This window comes from Sulfurimonas sp., assembly GCF_028713515.1.
Lineage (GTDB): Bacteria > Campylobacterota > Campylobacteria > Campylobacterales > Sulfurimonadaceae > Sulfurimonas.
In genome coordinates, this window is the sequence record NZ_JAQTOD010000001.1 from 541,302 (window position 1) to 560,350 (window position 19,049).

Consider the following 19,049-nt stretch of genomic DNA (forward strand, 5'->3'; position numbering starts at 1 on the left):
TTATTCCCATCTCTTATAAAGACTATTTTCAATACCAAGCAGATCAAACCATTTGCCGATAATAAAATTTTCCATATCTTCAAGTGTTTGTTGTTCTGAGTAGTACGCCATAACTGGTGGAGCAATTATTATGCCCAAAGAAGCTAGTTTGTGCATATTTTCTAATGCAATAGCGGAAAATGGCATCTCTCTAGGTGCCAAGATTAGTTTTTTATGCTCTTTTATCATCACACTTGCACATCTAGTAACTAGATTATCAGCAATTCCGCATGCTATTTTTGCTAATGTATTCATACTGCAGGGTGCAATTATCATAGCATCTACGCCAAAAGAACCAGATGCAATGTTTGCCGATATATTTTCGTTTTTATGATATTTTATACCCATCTCTTTATCTAAAACTGTTTTGGAGTTTTCGCTCATTATAAAATGTTTATCTATATTTTCAGGAAGTAGTTTAAGTATTTTTATTCCCAGATTAACACCACTGGCACCGCTAGAAGCTACTACTATCTTCATATTATCTCTACCATATTTTTACCAATTACCTTAGCTTTTAATTTGACTTTATCGCTCTTTTGAATGTCAATTGTATCATTTAATGCACCATCTTCTAAGGCTTTTGCTTCAGATGAGATAACCATATTTTCATCATTTATGCTAACGCTGACAGAAGAGTTTCTCTTCACTAAAACTAAAGTTCTAATATCTCTTGTAGTTAAAATCATATTCTCAGTTATGTAGTGTTTAGCTTGATATGAGCTGGTTCCTATGTTTTGCACTGGAGTATCTTTGAGTTTTTCTAATTTTACCTTTTTTCTAGAACTATTTGACAGTGAAATTTCATCATCTTTTTTAATCTGTTTTGAGCTTAGAAATAGGCTTATTTCCGCATCTATTATATAGTTTAAAAATATTTTTTTATTTTCTAGAGTTTTTATGCTTAGTATTCCTTTTTTTGACAAGTAACTATCTTTTTGAATATTTACTGTAAAACCTTCAGGTATGGCTACTGTGTAGCTCATTGGAGTAATTGTGATTTCTTTTATATTAATATCTCTATATTTTTCTTTATAATAATCACTAAGCACTAGATTAATTTTAGATGTGTCAATATCGCTTTTTACAATAAAATTTATATACTGATGCTTGGAAGTATAATTTTGATAGCCATTTATTTTTAATATTTTTAATAAATCTGCTGTTTTTATTCTTAGTGAATGCCTATTTTCCTCGATTGTATATAGTTCGGAGTCAGTTGAGAGATTGGGCACGATAGTACTAAGATTAATTTTATGATTTTTTACATAATAAGTATTATTTAAAACTATCAAGTTGTCTGCAGATAGGCTCAGACAGAGGAAAATAAAAAGTATAAAATTTTTTGACATTATTTTGACTCAGATTTATTTTTTTTACAATTCTAACATATTGTGTAAATAATAGAGATTATTTTGATAATTAACGCTAATATAAAATTTAATAAGATTGCTATATTGAAATATTTGCTATACTGCGGAACATAAAAATAAATAATTTGATTTAATCGCATAAAAAAGGGACTTATATGGATTTAACGGTTATTCTCGGAATACTAGGCGCTATAACAACCATCTCTGTTGGTGACTTGATGGAGGGTGGAAATCCAGTTCATATTGTTCATATAACTTCTCTTATCATCATTATGCCAACAACACTTCTTGCTGCTATGGTTAGTACTGATGTAGAATATATAAAGGGTGCTTTTAAGAATGCTGGAATGATTTTTAAAAAATCTCCAATTAATTTAGAAGCAAGAATTAAAGAGATAATTGATTTGTCAATTATGGCTCGTCGTGAAGGATTGCTATCACTAGAGCCTAAAGTTATGCAAATGGATAATGAATTTTTTAAACAAGGACTTAGTATGGCGGTTGATGGTAATGAGATTGATACCATCACAGAAACACTTGAGCTAACTATAGAAGAGACTGAACACTACTATCATGGATGTGGCCATTACTGGATTCTAGCAGGAGAGACTTCACCAGTTTTGGGTCTTATTGGAGCAGTTTTGGGTCTAATTCTGGCTCTTCAAAAGCTAGACAATCCACCTGAGATGGCAATCGGTATTGCTGGGGCGTTTACAGCGACTGTAACTGGTATTTTTAGTTCTTATGTTTTATTTGGTCCAATGGGAGCAAAAATGATAGCTAAATCACACCATATTGTAAAAGAACAAAAGTTGATTCTAGAGGGCATTATTGGTATCACACATGGTGATAATCCTCGTACGCTTGAGGCAAAATTACTCAACTTTCTCCCTCCTGGAGAACCAAAACATAGTCAATTTAAGTAACAAAGCATAATAATGGCAAAGAAAAAATGTAAAAAATGTCCGGCTTGTCCACCAGCTGAAAAATGGGCTGTTCCAACTGCTGACTTTTTTAGTCTCTTGTTGGCACTTTTTATTGCTCTTTTTGCTATTGCTTCTGTAAATACAGAAAAAATGAAGGCCGTAAAAGAAGAGTTTATAAAAATTTATGATTTTGCACCTACTCCTGAGCGAGCTACACCGGTACAGCAAATGACTCCAGAAGAGAAAAAGCTTGACCCTGATGCAAAAGGTAAGAATAACGGAAGTTCTGTTTTAGAAAATGGCGGTTCTTCTGATTCAAATGAAAAAAAAGAACAAAAAAGCATAAATGATTCTATTGTTAAGATTCAGCAAGAGTTGAAAGATGCATCTGCTGGTGGCGAAGGCTCACTGGAGCAAAGCATGGATGGCGTACTGTTAAAACTACCTACCTCTGTGCCTTTTATTGGTTCTTCAGCTGCTATAAGCAATCAGGATATCCATCTTTTTTTAAAAAGAATCGCTGAAATAATTAAAACGCTTCCTGAAAATATTGATATATCTGTTCGTGGGTATACAGATGCTCAACCAGCAGCAGGCAATAGTATGGAGCTGTCTAACAAAAGAGCTGAGACTGTTGCACAAGAATTAATTAAAAACGGCATATCTGCTGAGAGAATATCTACGGCAGGTTTTGGCTCATCGAAACCAATAGCAGAGAACACAACGCAAGAGAATAGGGCGAAAAACAGAAGAGTTGAGTTCTATATATTTATCTCTAAAGATACACCACTTGTGAAAGAGAAAGAGAAAGATATCTTAGATGCACTAAGCAAGCTTCAAAAGTAGTAATTTATATATTAAAGAGTATTTGTTATTGTAGATTGGCAATATTAAGATGAAGTAAGTGTTTATTTGATTGTTGCTAGAGTTGGCGGAGTTAAGATTTTAATTTTTAAAAGGTGTGGTACCGCTGGTCGGACTCGAACCGACATTCTTTCGAACTCGATTTTGAATCGAGCGTGTATACCATTCCACCACAGCGGCTTTTCTTTTTAAGACTGAGATTATACAAAAAGAAATATTAAAATAAGATATACACATAAGCCATCATCATAAAATTACCTTAATAATCACACTATAAAAGAATAAAAGTGGAGTATGTATTACTTAAGAGAATTTACATTATGTTAACCAAAAAGGATTTGATTATAAAGAAACCAAAGATATGAAAATAAAGACACAAGAGATGCTAGACCTTATGTAGAAAAAAAAGCTAACTAAGTATAAAATTAAATTTATAAGGAAAATAGATGAAAATATAAATTTTAGGAACAGGCTGTTCAAGATGATAAGTTTTACTCAAAAACACTTTGATGTTGCTTTGTGTATAATTTGCAAAAAATAAAAAAAATATTAAGAAGATGTAAATACAGAGGAAAAAATGAGCAGAAAAAAACAACTAATAAACGATATAGAGAACCTTCTAAACACATATGATGGCATACATAAAACGACTATAAACCCTGCTCTTCTAGAGTTTATGGATGAAAATACTTTGATTAGCATTATAGACTCTCTGCTTAATCAAAAAGAGCACTCAAAAGAGTCAGACTTAGAATGGCTTGAGAAGTTTAAAAAGCATCAAGATTGATAGTTTTATGATTTATTAAGAAAGATATATATATAATTTCGGCTCGGTTTAGTACCGAATAGTGGCCCCGTCGTCTAGCGGTAAGGATCCATGGTTTTCATCCATGTTACAGGAGTTCGATTCTCCTCGGGGTCACCACTCACTCACTTTTTAAAATCAACAAAACAAGTGTTTCCAAATCTTAAACTTTTATTGAGTTATATTTATTTTTCTCTTGGAAGAACTTCTATTTAATGTAAAATAAACTTCATAAAATCGTTAGCCAGCATACTGTTTTTTTTCTCTTTTCTCATTATAAGAATAAAATCGCGTTTAAAATCATATCCTCGTATCGGAAGCTCAAAAAGAGAGCCATCTTTTAACTCCTGCTCAACAGAGATACGAGGCAGACAGCTAATATAGTTTGGGCTCAATTTTAGAAAATTCTTGATAGTTTCTGTATGGTCAAATTCCATATATATGTTAATATTTTCTGGAGATATTGTGTTTAAAAATGTTGACCTTGTTCCAGAGCCAACCTCTCTCATAATCCACTGCATGCTAGCGAGAGTATCTATAAAATGCTCTTTGACTTTGGCAAGTTCACTGTTTGCAACAACAACGACAAGCTCGTCCGAAGCTATTTTTTTGCATATAAGCATCTCATCATTACATCTATCTTCTATAAAGCCAATATCGTAAGTTCCATCTTTGATTAACTTTATTGCATCGTTTGTGTTGGTGGATTTTAATGAAAATTTTACATTTTGATGTGTCTCGTTATATTTGTTGATATATTTTGGAATAAGATAGTTCGCTATTGTTGCACTTGCGCACAGCCGGAGGTTTCCTTCAATTTTTTGTGAGGAAAAATTAGCGTAAATTTTGCGTAAAGCATCGACCTGCGGGGTGATTAGCTCTAAGAAAAGTACTCCTCTTTCATTGAGAGTCAAACGCTTTCCGATGCGTTCAAATAACTTCTCACCAATTATGCTCTCTAGCTCTTTTATGGACATTGAGATTGCGGACTGGCTTAATTGAAACTCCATAGCAACATCTATCACTTTTTGTTTATATGCCAATGAGATAAATACTTCAAGTTGTTTGAGTGTAAACATTACTTTTCCTTTGTGACTTTTAAAATTATATACAAAAAAATTGAATAAGAAGATGAAAAAATAGATATATCGATAAGCGATACTTTGCGATAAACTTCCCAAAAAAGATAAGGAGTATATACTTAATGAAAAGAAGAGATTTTTTTAAAACTGCCGCTGTTGTAGGAGTTTCTACTCTTGGCGCTAGTGCTTTTGGTGGTGAAGTTAAGATGAGACAGCCGATTGATAATCAGCCTATATTAAAGTTTAATTTTCCAGAAAAAAGACCAATGATTACACATTCAGATCGCCCTCCGCTTTTAGAGGCTCCGCGTGATGTTTTTACTCAAGCCATTACGCCTAATGATGAGTTTTTTGTGAGATGGCATATGCCCGAAATTCCTACATATATTGATCCTAAAAAGTTCATTATTAGCGTCAACGGACTTGTAGAAAAGGATTATATTATTACTCTTGATGAGTTGAAACATGACTTTGAGCAAGTAGAAGTCACAGCTGTTTTGCAGTGCGGTGGAAATAGTCGTTCGGCATTTGTGCCTATTACTGGCGGTGTTCAATGGGGTAGCGGAGCAATGGGTTGTGCAAAATGGAAAGGTGTGCGATTAAGTGATCTTCTGCATAGAGCAGGACTTAAAGATGGGGCCAAGTGGATAGGATTTAATGGTATGGAAACCGCCGCTTATTATAAAACCCCTGGTTTTGTGCGTGAACTTAATATCGATGAGCTTGACGACCATGTCATAGTTGCCTATCAGATGAATGGCGAGGATCTCCCATATCTTAACGGCTATCCTGTTCGTCTTGTTCTTCCTGGATACTTTTCTGATAGCTGGGTCAAAATGCTTAAAAATATCACTGTAACAAGTGATTATCAGCACCATTTCTTTATGGATGAGGCTTATCGCGTTCCAGATAACATAACAGAAGGTGAGCTACCTGACAATTTGGTTAAAAAAACAAAGCCAATTACAAGGATGAATATAAAGTCTGTTATCGGCTTTCCAGAAGACAAGTCAACAATCACAATTAATTCACAACTTGTAGTTCGTGGTGTTGCCTTTGATGGTGGGATTGGTATACAGAATGTTCTTATCTCTTTAGATGGTGGTACAACTTGGGAAGCATCACTGCTTGATAATGATGCACGAGGACGCTATGCCTATAGAACATTTAGATTCAGTTTTAAGCCAAAAACATACGGTAAACTGGAAATTATGGCAAAAGCTGTGGATAGATTTGGACATGAACAACCTTTTGCCCAAAATGTTTTATGGAACCATGGTGGTTACAAATACAACGGCATAGATATTGTGACCGTTGAAGTCATATAAAAAGGAGACGGAATGAGAAAAATTATACTTATAACAATTCTAACAATAACATCGCTTTTTGCGCAAGTAAAAGAGAACATAGAAGTTCCATATGTTTCATACTCAATTAAAATGGGCAAAGGCTTTGAAGAGGTTAATACAAATTGTCTTATGTGTCACTCTTTTGGATATATTATAAACCAAGGACCACAGCCTCGTGCTTTTTGGAGAGAAAAAATTATTAAAATGGTAGATGCGTTTAAAGCACCTATATCCGACAAAGATGCAAAAACTATTGAAAATTATTTAACTACTTACTATGGTAATGGTAAATAGTTTTCTATTTGTATTGAGCAGTTCAGCTAACGCTGGACGATAATTATTTTGTGAAGTTCAATTTTCCTCGAAACTGTCGTATTTTCGGCACAATAAAACAATCAAGCAAAACAAAACCTTAGCTACGATAAAATCACAAAAAAATTATTCATAGGATTTTTAATGTTAAGATTTGCACCAAGCCCAACTGGCGATATGCACATAGGCAATTTGAGAGTTGCTATATTTAATTATATTGTTTCAAAGCAGAGAGGCGAAGAGCTTATCATCAGAATTGAAGACACCGATAAAGAACGAAATATAGAGGGTAAAGACCAAGAGATATTAGAGATGTTAGCTCTCTTTGGCATAGAGTACTCACAAGTTATTTATCAGAGTGAAAATATTCGTTTTCATGTGGCTATGGCGCTTCAACTCATACATGACAAAAAAGCATTTAGCTGTTTTTGCTCTTCTGATTGGCTAGATAAAAAACGACAAGAAGCTAAAGATAGCAAAACTGCATATAGATATGACGATGCATGTAGAAACTTACCAGATGAGTTAGTTATAGATAATCCAAACCCATTTACTATAAGAATCAAAAGACCAGACAGTACAGTGGTTGTTCATGATCACATAAAAGGTGATGTTAGTTTCGAGCCAGATGCGGTTGACAGCTTTATAATTATGAGACAAGATAAAACACCTATGTACAACTTTGCTTGTGCAGTTGATGATATGCTAGCTGATATATCTTTAATTATTCGTGGCGAAGACCATATGAGCAACACACCAAAACAGGATCATATTCGCACTGCTTTAGGTTACAGTAAAAAAATCGAGTACGCGCATCTGCCTATTATCTTAAACGATGATGGTAAAAAGATGAGTAAAAGAGATGATGCTTCGAGCGTTAAATGGCTCTTAGAAGAGGGCTTTTTACCATCAGCTATAGCAAACTATCTAATTCTCATGGGAAATAAACCTCCCAAAGAGATTTTTGATATGAGTGAAGCAGTAGAGTGGTTCAATCTAGACAGTGTATCAAAATCCCCTGCCCGCTTTAGTATTGACATGTTAAGATATATAAACAAAGAGCATCTTAAAAATCTAGATGCAAAAGAGCTATCAAGATATGTTGGTTTTGCAGATATTGAGATAGGCGAACTAGCAAAAGTATATCTTGAAGAGATTTCAACTATAAAAGAGTTAAGAGCTAAAATAGCTCCTATTTTTGCAAATAAAGAGATTCCACAAGAGTTTAAGGAAGCATCTTTAATCCTCATCGAAACTATTAAAAAGGCACCATACTTTGAGGAATATGATGATTTTAAGAACTTCATCATGAAAGAGTCTGGACTTAAAGGAAAGGATTTCTTTAAAACACTTCGCCTTTTATTGACTGGAGTTGAGCATGGACCAGATCTAGCTGCTGTCTATAAATATTTGAAAAATTATATTGGGGAGATTGTTAAATGAGCATATTAGTGGAAATCATACAAGGGTTTGGTGCTATCATTCTAAGCCTTATAAATATATATATATGGTTGGTTATTATAACGGCGCTTCTTAGTTTTGTTAATCCTGACCCATATAATCCAATAGTTCAGTTTTTATATAGAGTTACAAATCCGGCATATAGATTGGTTAGAAAATATATAAAAACAAACTTTAACGGCCTAGATTTGGCCCCAATGATTATTATAATTGCGCTGCAGCTTCTTATCGTAGTTATAAATTCGCTACTTCATACGCTTTAGGGCGTATGGGTTTCTTACTGATCGCCTTTTATATATTTTAATACACTAGACATAGATAATCCATTATCAAAAGTAAGATTAAGCGTATTGCAATCCTTCTCGAACTCAACTAAATAGTATCTATTCCAACTGCTTTTAATATCTACTAGATGCGTAAACTCATTATTGCTTGAGAGTTCTGTTATATTTTTAGGTATTGCTTCATTCATCTCTAGATTTATTTTAGGATTTATGGAGTCTGTGTTTTTTGAGTCTTTCATGTAGATATATACAAAAAATGAGTCATACTCTTTAAATCTTTCTGGATAAATCTCATTTAAATATACAGCCGAAATAACTCCAGCAATCTCTGCATTTTTAAATTTGATTTGACTTGTTTGTAAACTTGAAACACTTTGCTCTTCATCTTTGCTCATCTTAAATTTAACAAACGCATTTTTTTCTGAACATCCTGTGAAAAATAGCAAAAATATAGAGATTATAAAAAAATATTTCATTTTTAATCCTGTTGAAAATTGAGGAATTATATCTTAGTTAAACCAGTTTTTAAAGACTATTTTGTATAATCACTTAAACAATAAAAGAGATATTGATTGAAAAAAAGATTAGCCGTCGCATTTACAGGTCCATCAAATAGTGGAAAAACTACACTTATATTAAAAGTAGCAAGAAGGCTTATTCATGAGCATGGAAAAGCTGTTGCTATCATCAAGCATGATCCAAAAGACAAGGCTAGATTCGATGTTGAGGGGAAAGATAGCTACAAGTTTTCGGATACTGGTGCTGAAGTTATTGTCACTTCCCCAAACAGAACGACATATTTTTCAAAAAAACAAAAAGAACTTGATGAGATGATTAGACTTTTTGATGATTTTGATGTTTTGTTGGTTGAGGGACTTAAAAACCTACCACTACCGCGAATAAGCGTGTTTAGAAATTCACTAGATTGTGACTATTTTCCATATATGGATGCTCTGGCAACGGATAACAGCATAGATATTAAAAAATATGATTTACCAGCGAATATTGATATTTTAGATGTAAATAACTGCGATAATGTTATATCGTGGATTTTAAAAAACGCAAAGGAAGTTTAATTGAGAGATATATTTGACGCCATTCAAAGAAGCGCAATAAGAATAAAAGAGGCTATAGATGTTAAAGATATAGGCTATTCACAGCAAGAAAATAGCTCTGGAGAGACTCAGCTTCAGCTTGATATTAAGTGCGATATGATTATTGAGGAAGAGTTCTCAAGAGTTTTATCAGTAAATACAATTGCCAGCGAAGAGAAAGAGCTTCCTATGCCAATGCATAAAGATGGAAAATATTTCATAGCATACGACCCATTAGACGGCTCTTCGTTGGTAGATGTAAATCTTAGTGTAGGTTCTATTTTTGGAATTTATGAAAATGATTTCGGCTCTAAAAATATGGTTGCTTCTTGCTATGTTGTTTACGGACCAAGAGTTGAGATGGTTTTTGCAGAGAACAAAACAAAGCTTTATCTACTTCAAGCAGGTGAGTTTGAGTTTGTAAAAGAGATTCGCTTAAAAGAGAAAGGCAATCTTAACGCACCTGGCGGCACCCAACAAAACTGGGCACCTTATCATAAAGAAATGGTTGATAGTTTTTTTAATGAGGGCTATCGTCTAAGATACTCTGGCGGAATGGTTCCTGATTTACATCAAATACTCTTAAAAGGTGGCGGACTATTTAGTTATCCTGGAACCTCCGACAAACCAAATGGTAAGCTTCGCAAACTTTTTGAAGTTTTCCCTTTTGCTTTTATTTTTAAAACATCTGGTGGCGAGGCAATTGATGGTTTTAATGATTTAATGACGCTCTCACATGCTCATATTCATGATACAGCAGTCTGCTTTTTCGGCTCAAAATATGAAACCGCAAGAGTAAAAGATGTCTATGCAAAACAAAGATAGATTTGATCTTCATCTTGATGAGATGATAATCAAAGTTAAAGAGTGCCAAAGCAGTAAAAATCTAAAGAGTTGTAGTGACTGCAAAGAGTATTTTAGTTGTGAGCTAAGAACTGATTATGTAAAATCAGTTTACAACAGTATGTCAAAAGGCGATACTGGCGGATTTGAATTTTAGATGAGGATAAAAAATTGAGTAAATATATAACGACACCCATATACTATGTAAATGGCGAGGCTCACATTGGGCACGCTTATACGACCTTTATCGCAGATACTATGGCTAGATATGAGAAGCTAAAGGGAGAAGATACATACTTTTTAACTGGAACTGATGAGCATGGGCAGAAGATAGAAGAGTCTGCTATAAAAAACAATAAATCAACTGCACAGTTTGCGGATGAAATCAGTGCTACTTTTAAAAATTTATGGGATGAGTTTGATATCTGTTATGATAAGTTTATAAGAACTACCGATGAAGATCATAAAAGAGGTGTCCAGAAGGCATTTGAAGTTATGTACGCAAAAGGTGATATTTATAAAGATTTTTACGAGGGTCACTACTGTGTGAGCTGTGAGACTTTTTTCCCTGAAACGCAACTGATAGATGGTCAATTTTGCCCTGATTGTGGAAGAGCTACGACTATCGTTAAAGAAGAGAGTTATTTTTTCAGACTCTCAAAATATGAAGGTGCACTTTTAAAACATTATGCAGATAATCCAGATTTTGTTCTTCCTCGCTCTCGCACAAATGAGGTTATAAACTTCGTAAAGACTGGCTTGCGTGATCTCTCTGTAACAAGAACATCTTTTACTTGGGGCGTTAAAATGCCAGAGTCGTTAAATGACGACAAACATGTTATGTATGTTTGGTTAGATGCTCTCATGAACTACATTACGGCTCTTGGATATGGAAAAGATGATGCTAATATGAGATATTGGCCAGCATCTATTCAATTTGTAGGCAAAGATATTCTTCGTTTTCATGCTATCTATTGGCCAGCTTTTTTAATGAGCCTTGATTTACCTCTTCCAAAACATATTGGTGCGCATGGTTGGTGGACTAGAGATGGTGAGAAAATGTCAAAATCTAAGGGAAATGTTGTTGCTCCAAAAGAGGTTGCAGATGCTTATGGGGTTGAAAATTTAAGATATTTTATGCTTAGAGAAGTTCCATTTGGCCAAGATGGCGATTTTTCACAGCGGGCTTTTATAGATAGAATAAACTCTGAGCTGAGTAATGATCTTGGTAATCTCCTAAACCGCATTATTGGCATGAGCGAGAAGTATTCAGACTATGAAATTAACAGTGTTGATGTACAAAAGTACCACAAAAAAGAGCTAGATGCCATGAATATCGTGCTTGATTCACTTGATTCTCTAATGCAGCAAGTTCAAGCACATAGATATCTGGAAGAGTTATGGAAGTTGTTTTCGATTGGAAACAAAGCAATCGAAGAACATGCGCCATGGGTTAAGATGAAAAATGGTAAAAAAGATGAAGCAGCTGCAACAGTGGCGTTGGTTGCAAATATACTCGCAAAAGCCGCAATTATGCTAAGCCCAGTTATGCCAAAAACGACAAATATTATAGCCGATGCACTCAATTTTACAATTGATAATATTAGCTATAGAGAGCTTGTATTAGATAGAAAATTATTAAAATTATTTAGTATTAAAAAAGTTCCACCTCTGTTTCCTCGTGTAGAGGAGCCTTTAATGCCAGAAGCTCCAGCAGCTCAGCCTGTTTTACTAAAAGAAGAGAGTAAAAATACAATAGAGAGCATAAAAGAGCAAGATAATCTAATAGAGATAGGTCAGTTTTTTAAAACATCTCTAAAAGTTGGCACTGTTCTTGAGGCCGAGGAAGTTCCTAAAAGTACTAAATTGCTAAAACTTCAAGTTGATTTGGGTGATGGCAGAATCAGACAAATTGTGGCTGGAATCAAAGAATTTTATAGTGCCGAGTCGCTTATTGGTACGCAAGTTTGTGTTGTCGCAAATTTAAAACCCGCAAAACTTATGGGAATGCTCTCAGAAGGAATGCTTCTTGCTGCCAAAGATGAGGATGGCTTATCTCTAATTAGGCCAGAAAAGCCTAAAAAAGCTGGCACGCCTATTGGATGAGACTTGAAAATTTTCTAGCACTCACAAATGCTACACTTATAAACGAACCATGTATAAACAGTTTTGAGAACATAATCTTTGAAGCTTCAAAAGTAAAAAGAGGAGATCTTTTCTTTGCTTATGACAGTGGCGAGATTGAGCTAGCTGTTTTAAATGGTGCGTATGGTGTAGTTTTTGACACTTCTGCTAAAGTAAGTGATAGTGAAATTGCTTGGGTAAAAGTAGATAATCTCGATGTTGCATTAAATCTGTTAATCAGATTTAAGATGATTGAAAAAGAAGTTACTGTTTACGAGTGTAATGAAATTATACTGAAGCTCTCTTTGCAAATCATAACCCAAACAAACTTTCTTGCTCTGTCTGGTAATGTTAGAGTCATATTTAAAGAACTCTGGAACATTGAAGATAGAGCTACTGTACTGTTTTGCCCTACCCTAACAAATAAAGATATATTTGTCTCCATAAAAGAACTACCACAAACAATAGTTGAGCCTATTGAAATTATGGAGCAAACACTTTTTGAAACATCTTTTATATTTAAAAATATTTTTTACGAAAGACAACTACTGTCGCCTTTTTTTATACCATACCTCGAAGAGCTTTTAAATACACTAGAAATTCTTAAAATAGAGTATAGGGTTAAAAAATTTGTACCGATTGAGCACTTTATGGCGGTATTTACTAACAGAAATTTTGAACCAAAAGAGTTTGGAACAAGCGATAAAGTGTTGATTTTTGAAAAAAATAGCCAACTAATTCACTCAGAAATTAAATTTCTTCAAAAAAATGCAAACTGGGCAAAAATAATATATATAATTCCAAAAAATATAGAGTGTGAAAATGATGAAAATATTTTTTATTACAAAGACGAGAGAGAGATAATAGAGATACTTAAGAGTTCTATTTTTCATTTTGCTCTTATTGTAGGCGTTGATAAATCACTGTTAAATAGACCAACAACAAGTAAACAGCAACTATTGTTTGAGTTTTAAGTTTTATGGCATCACATAATATTAGTTTCTTTTAAAGCCCTATTTAATGCTTTTGCATCTGGAATATACTGTTTAACTAAACCATGAAACATTTTTGAATGGTTCATATGTACTAGATGTGAGAGCTCGTGAACAACTATAAAATCGATTATTTTTTTATCAATTTTAATCAGTTGAGTATTGAGAGTAATTACTCCTTTTGAGCTACAACTTCCCCACCTGCCCTTCATTTTTCTAAACTTTAACTCGCTATAACTTAGGTTCATAAGCTTTGCAAAATAATCAACTCTTGATGGTAAGTACTCTTTCGCATAAGACATATAAAATTTATCATAACAGATTAAAATATTTTTTTCATTTTGAACTTTGATTTTTTCAAGATACTCTCTTAAGACTCTAGCTTCATCCATATCAATACTGATGATTTCATAAAAAAGTAAAACTTCATCCTCTAAATTTACTTTTATTGGCTGATTTTGCTCTAACGCAAATAGTCGCTCCCTTATCCATAACTCTTTTTTTGTAAGCAAATCTTGGATAAATATGCTTGATACTTTTGGGGTTTTAAGTGTAATTTCGCCACTTTTTTTAACACTTATATAGCTGTTTTTTAGTCTTGGTTTACAGATATGCTGGATTTGTAAATCTTTGAAGTGTATTCTATTTGTAGCTAATTGGATCTTTTACTCCTGTTAACTTAAAACCATTTAATCTTAGCCTGCAACTATCACAAACGCCACAGGCCTCATCTTCATTTTTATAGCAACTCCAAGTCAAACCTAATGCAACATTTAATTCCAGAGATTTTTGAACTATTTGGGATTTACTAAGATGAACCAACGGCATCTTTATCTCTATTTTTGTTTCATCTTTTGTTCCAAGATTTATGCTCTCCTGCATACTTTTTATATAAGTTTCTCTACAATCAGGATAGCCACTACTATCCTCTTCTACAACACCGATACATATAGCTTCAGCACCCTCTTTCTCTGCAATTGCAGCTGCCATACTTAAAAATATTCCATTTCTAAAAGGCACATAAGTTACTGGAATACCGTGCTCTATACCACCAGTTGGTACTTCTATGTTTTTATCAGTTAATGCAGATGCACCAATCTGAGCAAAAAAATCCAAATCAAGTACATACTTATTGGTAACATTTAATTCGTTGCAGATACTGTTGAAGCAGGCAAGCTCTTTCGACTGAGTTCTTTGGCTGTAGTTGAAATGCAGGGCAATAATTTCATACCCATCATGTTTCATCATGTATGCAGAAAGTGTTGAATCCATGCCACCACTCATAACGCAGACGGCTTTTTTATTTGTTAAAATCATAAAAATATTTTAGCATAATATCTGATATAATCGCGTTTATGATTGAATTTGATAACAGAACTTTACTTAAAATAGATATAGATATTTTAGAAAATATCGCACTCTCTCTAACAAAAAAAGAGATAGAGCTTATCATCACAGATAACAAAGAGATAAGAGAGATAAATAGAGAGTTTAGAGGCATTGACAAAGATACTGATGTGCTTAGTTTTCCATTTGAGGAGATGCCGCTTGCTCCACTTGGAAGTATCGTAATTTCAGCAAACCATATAGAAGATAAAGCAAAAGAGTTTGGTCATAGCATAAACGATGAGTGCGGGCTTCTTTTTATACATGGACTACTGCATCTACTTGGTTTTGATCATGAGGTTGATAGCGGAGAGATGAGAGACGAAGAAGCTAGGCTTATAGAGAAGTTTAATCTTCCTAAGAGTTTAATTGTTAGAACGCAAGAGTAGATTTATTTTTTAAGATTCTCACTGCTTTGCATCTCTTCTAGCTCCCTTAACTCTTCTCTTTTAGATGATTTATTTTTGTGATAGCCGCCAAAAATAAAAATCATAAACAGAATAAAAAGAGAGATTACGACTATGTTGATTATTGTGCTCACTCTATATCCATGAACTGATTGTAGTTTTGTCTTATAGCTTCATAAAGTACCACGCCAGCGCTGATTGCTAGATTTAAACTTCTGCCATCTTTTGTCATGGGTATTGTTATGTTTTGTTCTTTGTATGTATTTAAAATCTCTTCCGCAATACCTGCTGTTTCGCTTCCAAAAAATATAAAATCACCTTTTTTAAAACTTGCTTGAAAGTAAGGTTTATCTGTTTTTGTAGTCGCAAAATGTGCATTATCTTCTATCTCATTGTTAGCAAAAAACTCATCTATATTTTCCCAAACTTTTAGATCCAACTTGTGCCAGTAGTCAAGTCCTGCTCTTCTTACGGCTTTTTCATCAATATCAAATGCAATCGGCTTTATGATATGTAGCGTTGCACCAGCATTTACGCACAAGCGCCCTATTGCACCTGTATTGTTTGGTATTTGAGGATTGACTAAAACTATATTAAACAAAAAAGTTACCCTAAAAGATTACTGTTTTGTTTGCAAAAACAAAGATTCTATCTTCAAGCGCTAACTTGATGGCGTGAGATAAAACTACTTTTTCTGCATCTTTGCCAGAGCGTTGCATATCTCTCCAGCTGTAAGCGTGATCTACTCGGATAACTTCTTGCGCAATAATTGGACCTTCATCAAGGTTGTTGTTTACAAAATGTGATGTTGCTCCGATAATCTTCACGCCTCTATCATAAGCCTGCTTATATGGATTCGAGCCTATAAATGCAGGTAAAAATGAGTGGTGAATATTGATAATTTTATTCTCATACACTTCTACAAATTTTGGTGTTAGAATTCTCATATATTTTGCTAAAACAATATAATCAACATCTTTAAACTGGGCTAAACACTCTAAAACTTTACTTTCGTGCTCGTCTCTGCTTAAATCAATGTGTGAGATAGTGATAAAAGGGATTCCGAATTTACCAACAAGAGATTCTAGCTCATCATAATTAGATACAACAGCCAAGATGTTAGCTTCTAACTCATCTGCTTCATGACGGATAAGAATATCGCCTAGAGCGTGCATCTCTTTTGTAACCATAATTATTATATTTTTCTTCTTTGGTTCTATAACTTTAACATTTGCATTGCTCGGTAATATTTCTACAATAAGCTGTTTTAGTTTATCTAGTGCTATCTCACCATCAACAACGCTTCTCATAAAAAATTTATTATTATCTTTATCGACAAACTCACTATTTGACAATATATTCAGATCATTATTGTAAAAAACTGTAGAAACTTTATAAACCAACCCTTTTTCATCATCAGCATCTATCAAAACTCTGTATTGACTCATTTCTTAGATCCTTTTTCAATCTCGCTAACTCTAGAATCGATAGAGACTAAAACATACTCTAAAAAATTAAGCGTCATATCTACTTTTGCTTCTATATTTGTGTTGTTTGGTGCTTGAAACCCCTCAAAAAGGACAAGCATTCTCTCTCTTATTGATTCTAAGAAAAATAGTTCATTATTACTGTTTTGCTCTCGTTGTATTTCAGGTTGAGCCTCCACTAAAGGCTCATATTTTTGCTCACGCTCAGATATATACTCTTCCCTTGTGTTTTGCTCATAGTTTATTTTTTGTTTAAATTCATGCGTTTGTATTAAACTATTTTTCTCAACCCCTATCTCTTCCATCTCTGCTAAAGTTGACAGTATTACATCTTTTAATTCCATGATTTTAACAACCACCTTTCAAATTCATAAAACTCAATCTCTTCTTCCATCCTTAGGAAGAAATTTTTCATCTCTGCATTTACATTTAGAAACTTTTTTCTCATTCCAGAGAGTCTTCTGATAGCAATTTTTGCATCGCTGTTTGCTGGGTCTTTTTTTAAAATCTCTTTGTAAATTTCAAGAGCATCATCTTTTAATCCTTGAAGCTCATAGATATTTGCTAGAGTTAATGTTTTCATTTTGCTACATAGTTGGCAATAATGGTGCCCATTTCGCTTGTTGAGCAGACTACTTTAGCATCAAACTGTGCTAAATCTTTTGTTCTGTAACCCTCTTTTAAAACCAACTTTATAGCGTTATCTATCTTATCTGCCGCCGCATTTTCGCCAAACGCATATCTAAGCATCATTGACGCAGAAGAGATTGTAGCGATTGGATTTGCTATGCCCTGACCAGCTATGTCTGGAGCCGAACCATGAATTGGCTCATAAACTCCTATTTTAGCACCAACTGAAGCAGATGGAAGAAGTCCGATAGAGCCAGAGAGCATACTTGCCTCATCACTTAAAATATCACCAAAAATATTCCCTGTGAGCATTACATCAAACTGTTTTGGATCACGGATAAGCTGCATAGCTGCGTTATCAACATACATGTGAGAAAGCTCGATTTCTGGGTACTCTTTTGCTACTTCAGTAACAACATCTCTCCAAAGTTGAGAAACATCAAGTACATTTGCTTTATCGATTGAGCACACTTTTTTAGTTCTTGTCATAGCTATTTTAAACGCGTGATGAGCTATTCTTACTATCTCATCACGCGTGTAAACCATGGTGTTCCAGCCTCTGTTTTCATCTCGCCCTTTTGGCTCACCAAAATAGATTCCACCAATAAGTTCACGAACAACCATCAAATCGACACCTTGAACAATAGACGGCTTAAGAGATGAAGCATTTACTAGTTCATCATAAACTATTGCTGGACGAAGGTTTGCATAAACGCCAAGCTCTTTTCTAAATCTCAGTAGTCCGCTCTCTGGTCTTTTTTCACGAGGAAGGTTGTCCCATTTAAATCCACCGATTGCGCCAAATAAAACAGCGTCGCTCTCAAGTGAGATATCAATAGTCTCTTGAGGCAGAGGATCGCCAGTTGCTTCGTAAGCACAACCTCCCATCAAAGCCTCTTTGTACTCAAAATTAAAATCAAAACAAGATGAAAGGAAGTCTAAAACCTTAACCGCTTCATCTATAATCTCAGGACCGATTCCATCACCTTTAATTAGTGCAATTTTGTATGTTTTCATTATTTACCTTTAATCTCATTTTGAGCAAAATTCATCAATCCACCGGCGTCAATCAGCTCTTGCATAAATGCTGGAATAGGAATAAAGTTGTAAGTTTTACCTGCTGTTTTGTTTGTGATTGTTCCATTATTCATATCAACAGTTATCTCATCGCCCTCTTTTATCTCGTCACTCTCTTTTAGTTCAAATATAGGAAGCCCCATATTGAATGCATTGCGATAAAATATTCTTGCAAAAGTTGGAGCAATCACAGCAGCGACTCCAGCAGCTTTTAGTGCGATTGGCGCGTGTTCACGAGAGCTTCCGCAACCAAAATTCTCACCAGCAACTATAACATCGCCTCTGTTCATTTTAGCTACAAATTCTGGATCAGCATCTTCCATCACATGTTTAGCTAACTCCTCTGGTACTGATGTATTTAAATAGCGTGCTGCTATAATTAAATCTGTATCAATATCTTTTCCAAAAGTCCAAACTTTCCCGTCAATATTTGCTTTTTGCATATAAAAATCCTAAGTATTTATTTAATTAAGTTTGCGATTGTAGCTAAAATGAAATTTTATTTTAATAAAAC

At 34.1% G+C, this 19,049-nt stretch carries 26 protein-coding genes and 2 tRNA genes; 14 read left to right on the top strand and 14 right to left on the bottom strand.

Features of this window, described 5'->3' with window-relative positions:
• Together PHV22_RS02740 and flgA are read right to left on the bottom strand one after the other, a co-directional pair.
• The gene (locus PHV22_RS02740; RefSeq protein WP_295023213.1) at positions 1 to 519 is read right to left on the bottom strand and encodes a UbiX family flavin prenyltransferase; all 519 of its coding nucleotides are present in this window, start codon (positions 517 to 519) and stop codon (positions 1 to 3) included.
• Complete coding sequence (gene flgA / locus PHV22_RS02745; protein WP_299945629.1) at positions 516 to 1,274, bottom strand: flagellar basal body P-ring formation chaperone FlgA; 759 nt, start codon at positions 1,272 to 1,274, stop codon at positions 516 to 518. Before flgA ends, PHV22_RS02740 begins: the two co-directional genes overlap by 4 nt.
• Positions 1,275 to 1,567: 293 nt before the next feature.
• Here flgA and motA point away from each other — a divergent pair, with 293 nt between their 5' ends.
• Together motA and motB are read left to right on the top strand one after the other, a co-directional pair.
• Positions 1,568 to 2,338, top strand: a complete 771-nt coding sequence (motA, locus tag PHV22_RS02750; RefSeq protein ID WP_295023211.1) for a flagellar motor stator protein MotA — start codon at positions 1,568 to 1,570, stop codon at positions 2,336 to 2,338.
• Positions 2,339 to 2,350: 12 nt separating this feature from the next.
• A complete protein-coding gene (motB, locus tag PHV22_RS02755) occupies positions 2,351 to 3,184 on the top strand; it encodes a flagellar motor protein MotB (protein ID WP_295023210.1) in 834 nt (277 codons plus the stop codon).
• A gap of 116 nt (positions 3,185 to 3,300) precedes the next feature.
• Here the strand turns inward: motB and PHV22_RS02760 are convergent.
• A tRNA-Leu gene (locus PHV22_RS02760) sits at positions 3,301 to 3,382 on the bottom strand.
• Positions 3,383 to 3,779: 397 nt separating this feature from the next.
• On the opposite strand from PHV22_RS02760, the gene PHV22_RS02765 reads away from it, so the two are divergent.
• Both PHV22_RS02765 and PHV22_RS02770 read left to right on the top strand, forming a co-directional pair.
• Positions 3,780 to 3,989: a hypothetical protein gene (locus PHV22_RS02765; protein ID WP_295023209.1), complete on the top strand. Its 210-nt coding sequence runs from the start codon at positions 3,780 to 3,782 to the stop codon at positions 3,987 to 3,989.
• Between the two features lie 63 nt (positions 3,990 to 4,052).
• Positions 4,053 to 4,127 (top strand) — tRNA-Glu (locus PHV22_RS02770).
• A gap of 92 nt (positions 4,128 to 4,219) precedes the next feature.
• Here the strand turns inward: PHV22_RS02770 and PHV22_RS02775 are convergent.
• Entirely contained in the window at positions 4,220 to 5,086 is an 867-nt protein-coding gene (locus tag PHV22_RS02775) for a LysR substrate-binding domain-containing protein (protein ID WP_299945634.1), read from the bottom strand.
• Positions 5,087 to 5,211: 125 nt separating this feature from the next.
• Here PHV22_RS02775 and PHV22_RS02780 point away from each other — a divergent pair, with 125 nt between their 5' ends.
• The 4 genes from PHV22_RS02780 to PHV22_RS02795 all read left to right on the top strand — a co-directional run bounded on the left by PHV22_RS02780 (position 5,212) and on the right by PHV22_RS02795 (position 8,474).
• Positions 5,212 to 6,417, top strand: coding sequence for a molybdopterin-dependent oxidoreductase (locus tag PHV22_RS02780; protein ID WP_299945637.1), 1,206 nt, complete (start codon positions 5,212 to 5,214; stop codon positions 6,415 to 6,417).
• A gap of 12 nt (positions 6,418 to 6,429) precedes the next feature.
• Entirely contained in the window at positions 6,430 to 6,732 is a 303-nt protein-coding gene (locus PHV22_RS02785; RefSeq protein ID WP_299945640.1) for a sulfite:cytochrome C oxidoreductase subunit B, read from the top strand.
• 162 nt (positions 6,733 to 6,894) lie between these two features.
• Positions 6,895 to 8,193: a glutamate--tRNA ligase gene (gene gltX / locus PHV22_RS02790; RefSeq protein ID WP_295023205.1), complete on the top strand. Its 1,299-nt coding sequence runs from the start codon at positions 6,895 to 6,897 to the stop codon at positions 8,191 to 8,193.
• Positions 8,190 to 8,474 (top strand): YggT family protein, encoded by a 285-nt coding sequence (locus PHV22_RS02795; RefSeq protein ID WP_295023204.1) that lies wholly within the window; start codon positions 8,190 to 8,192, stop codon positions 8,472 to 8,474. Before gltX ends, PHV22_RS02795 begins: the two co-directional genes overlap by 4 nt.
• 14 nt (positions 8,475 to 8,488) lie before the next feature.
• On the opposite strand, the gene PHV22_RS02800 is transcribed toward PHV22_RS02795, so the two are convergent.
• Positions 8,489 to 8,971, bottom strand: a complete 483-nt coding sequence (locus tag PHV22_RS02800) for a hypothetical protein (RefSeq protein ID WP_295023203.1) — start codon at positions 8,969 to 8,971, stop codon at positions 8,489 to 8,491.
• A gap of 96 nt (positions 8,972 to 9,067) precedes the next feature.
• Here PHV22_RS02800 and mobB point away from each other — a divergent pair, with 96 nt between their 5' ends.
• The 5 genes from mobB to PHV22_RS02825 are packed head-to-tail and all read left to right on the top strand — an operon-like array spanning position 9,068 to position 13,530.
• On the top strand, positions 9,068 to 9,571 hold the full coding sequence (mobB, locus tag PHV22_RS02805; RefSeq protein WP_295023202.1) for a molybdopterin-guanine dinucleotide biosynthesis protein B: 504 nt from the start codon (positions 9,068 to 9,070) through the stop codon (positions 9,569 to 9,571).
• On the top strand, positions 9,572 to 10,414 hold the full coding sequence (locus PHV22_RS02810; protein WP_295023201.1) for a class 1 fructose-bisphosphatase: 843 nt from the start codon (positions 9,572 to 9,574) through the stop codon (positions 10,412 to 10,414).
• Positions 10,398 to 10,589, top strand: a complete 192-nt coding sequence (locus PHV22_RS02815) for a hypothetical protein (protein ID WP_295023259.1) — start codon at positions 10,398 to 10,400, stop codon at positions 10,587 to 10,589. Before PHV22_RS02810 ends, PHV22_RS02815 begins: the two co-directional genes overlap by 17 nt.
• Before the next feature lie 14 nt (positions 10,590 to 10,603).
• Positions 10,604 to 12,538 (top strand): methionine--tRNA ligase, encoded by a 1,935-nt coding sequence (gene metG, locus PHV22_RS02820; RefSeq protein ID WP_295023200.1) that lies wholly within the window; start codon positions 10,604 to 10,606, stop codon positions 12,536 to 12,538.
• Entirely contained in the window at positions 12,535 to 13,530 is a 996-nt protein-coding gene (locus PHV22_RS02825; RefSeq protein WP_295023199.1) for a hypothetical protein, read from the top strand. Before metG ends, PHV22_RS02825 begins: the two co-directional genes overlap by 4 nt.
• Positions 13,531 to 13,541: 11 nt before the next feature.
• On the opposite strand, the gene PHV22_RS02830 is transcribed toward PHV22_RS02825, so the two are convergent.
• Both PHV22_RS02830 and queC read right to left on the bottom strand, forming a co-directional pair.
• Complete coding sequence (locus PHV22_RS02830; RefSeq protein ID WP_367187070.1) at positions 13,542 to 14,210, bottom strand: M48 family metallopeptidase; 669 nt, start codon at positions 14,208 to 14,210, stop codon at positions 13,542 to 13,544.
• Positions 14,191 to 14,865 (bottom strand): 7-cyano-7-deazaguanine synthase QueC, encoded by a 675-nt coding sequence (gene queC / locus PHV22_RS02835; protein WP_295023198.1) that lies wholly within the window; start codon positions 14,863 to 14,865, stop codon positions 14,191 to 14,193. Before queC ends, PHV22_RS02830 begins: the two co-directional genes overlap by 20 nt.
• A 38-nt stretch (positions 14,866 to 14,903) precedes the next feature.
• Between queC and ybeY the strand changes: the two genes are divergently transcribed.
• A complete protein-coding gene (gene ybeY, locus PHV22_RS02840) occupies positions 14,904 to 15,323 on the top strand; it encodes an rRNA maturation RNase YbeY (protein WP_295023197.1) in 420 nt (139 codons plus the stop codon).
• Positions 15,324 to 15,325: 2 nt separating this feature from the next.
• Here ybeY and PHV22_RS02845 read toward each other — a convergent pair whose 3' ends face one another.
• The 7 genes from PHV22_RS02845 to PHV22_RS02875 are packed head-to-tail and all read right to left on the bottom strand — an operon-like array spanning position 15,326 to position 18,978.
• Positions 15,326 to 15,475 carry a hypothetical protein gene (locus PHV22_RS02845; protein WP_295023196.1) on the bottom strand — a complete coding sequence of 50 codons (150 nt, stop codon included), beginning with the start codon at positions 15,473 to 15,475 and terminating at the stop codon, positions 15,326 to 15,328.
• On the bottom strand, positions 15,472 to 15,942 hold the full coding sequence (locus PHV22_RS02850) for a tRNA (cytidine(34)-2'-O)-methyltransferase (RefSeq protein ID WP_295023195.1): 471 nt from the start codon (positions 15,940 to 15,942) through the stop codon (positions 15,472 to 15,474). Before PHV22_RS02850 ends, PHV22_RS02845 begins: the two co-directional genes overlap by 4 nt.
• 10 nt (positions 15,943 to 15,952) lie before the next feature.
• Entirely contained in the window at positions 15,953 to 16,789 is an 837-nt protein-coding gene (purU, locus tag PHV22_RS02855) for a formyltetrahydrofolate deformylase (RefSeq protein WP_295023194.1), read from the bottom strand.
• On the bottom strand, positions 16,786 to 17,172 hold the full coding sequence (locus PHV22_RS02860) for a hypothetical protein (protein ID WP_295023193.1): 387 nt from the start codon (positions 17,170 to 17,172) through the stop codon (positions 16,786 to 16,788). The genes purU and PHV22_RS02860 overlap by 4 nt, the downstream gene beginning before the upstream one ends.
• Positions 17,163 to 17,411, bottom strand: a complete 249-nt coding sequence (locus PHV22_RS02865) for a tetratricopeptide repeat protein (RefSeq protein ID WP_295023192.1) — start codon at positions 17,409 to 17,411, stop codon at positions 17,163 to 17,165. Before PHV22_RS02865 ends, PHV22_RS02860 begins: the two co-directional genes overlap by 10 nt.
• Positions 17,408 to 18,475, bottom strand: a complete 1,068-nt coding sequence (leuB, locus tag PHV22_RS02870) for a 3-isopropylmalate dehydrogenase (protein ID WP_295023191.1) — start codon at positions 18,473 to 18,475, stop codon at positions 17,408 to 17,410. The genes PHV22_RS02865 and leuB overlap by 4 nt, the downstream gene beginning before the upstream one ends.
• Entirely contained in the window at positions 18,475 to 18,978 is a 504-nt protein-coding gene (locus tag PHV22_RS02875) for a 3-isopropylmalate dehydratase small subunit (RefSeq protein ID WP_295023190.1), read from the bottom strand. Before PHV22_RS02875 ends, leuB begins: the two co-directional genes overlap by 1 nt.
• Positions 18,979 to 19,049 lie beyond the last annotated feature (71 nt).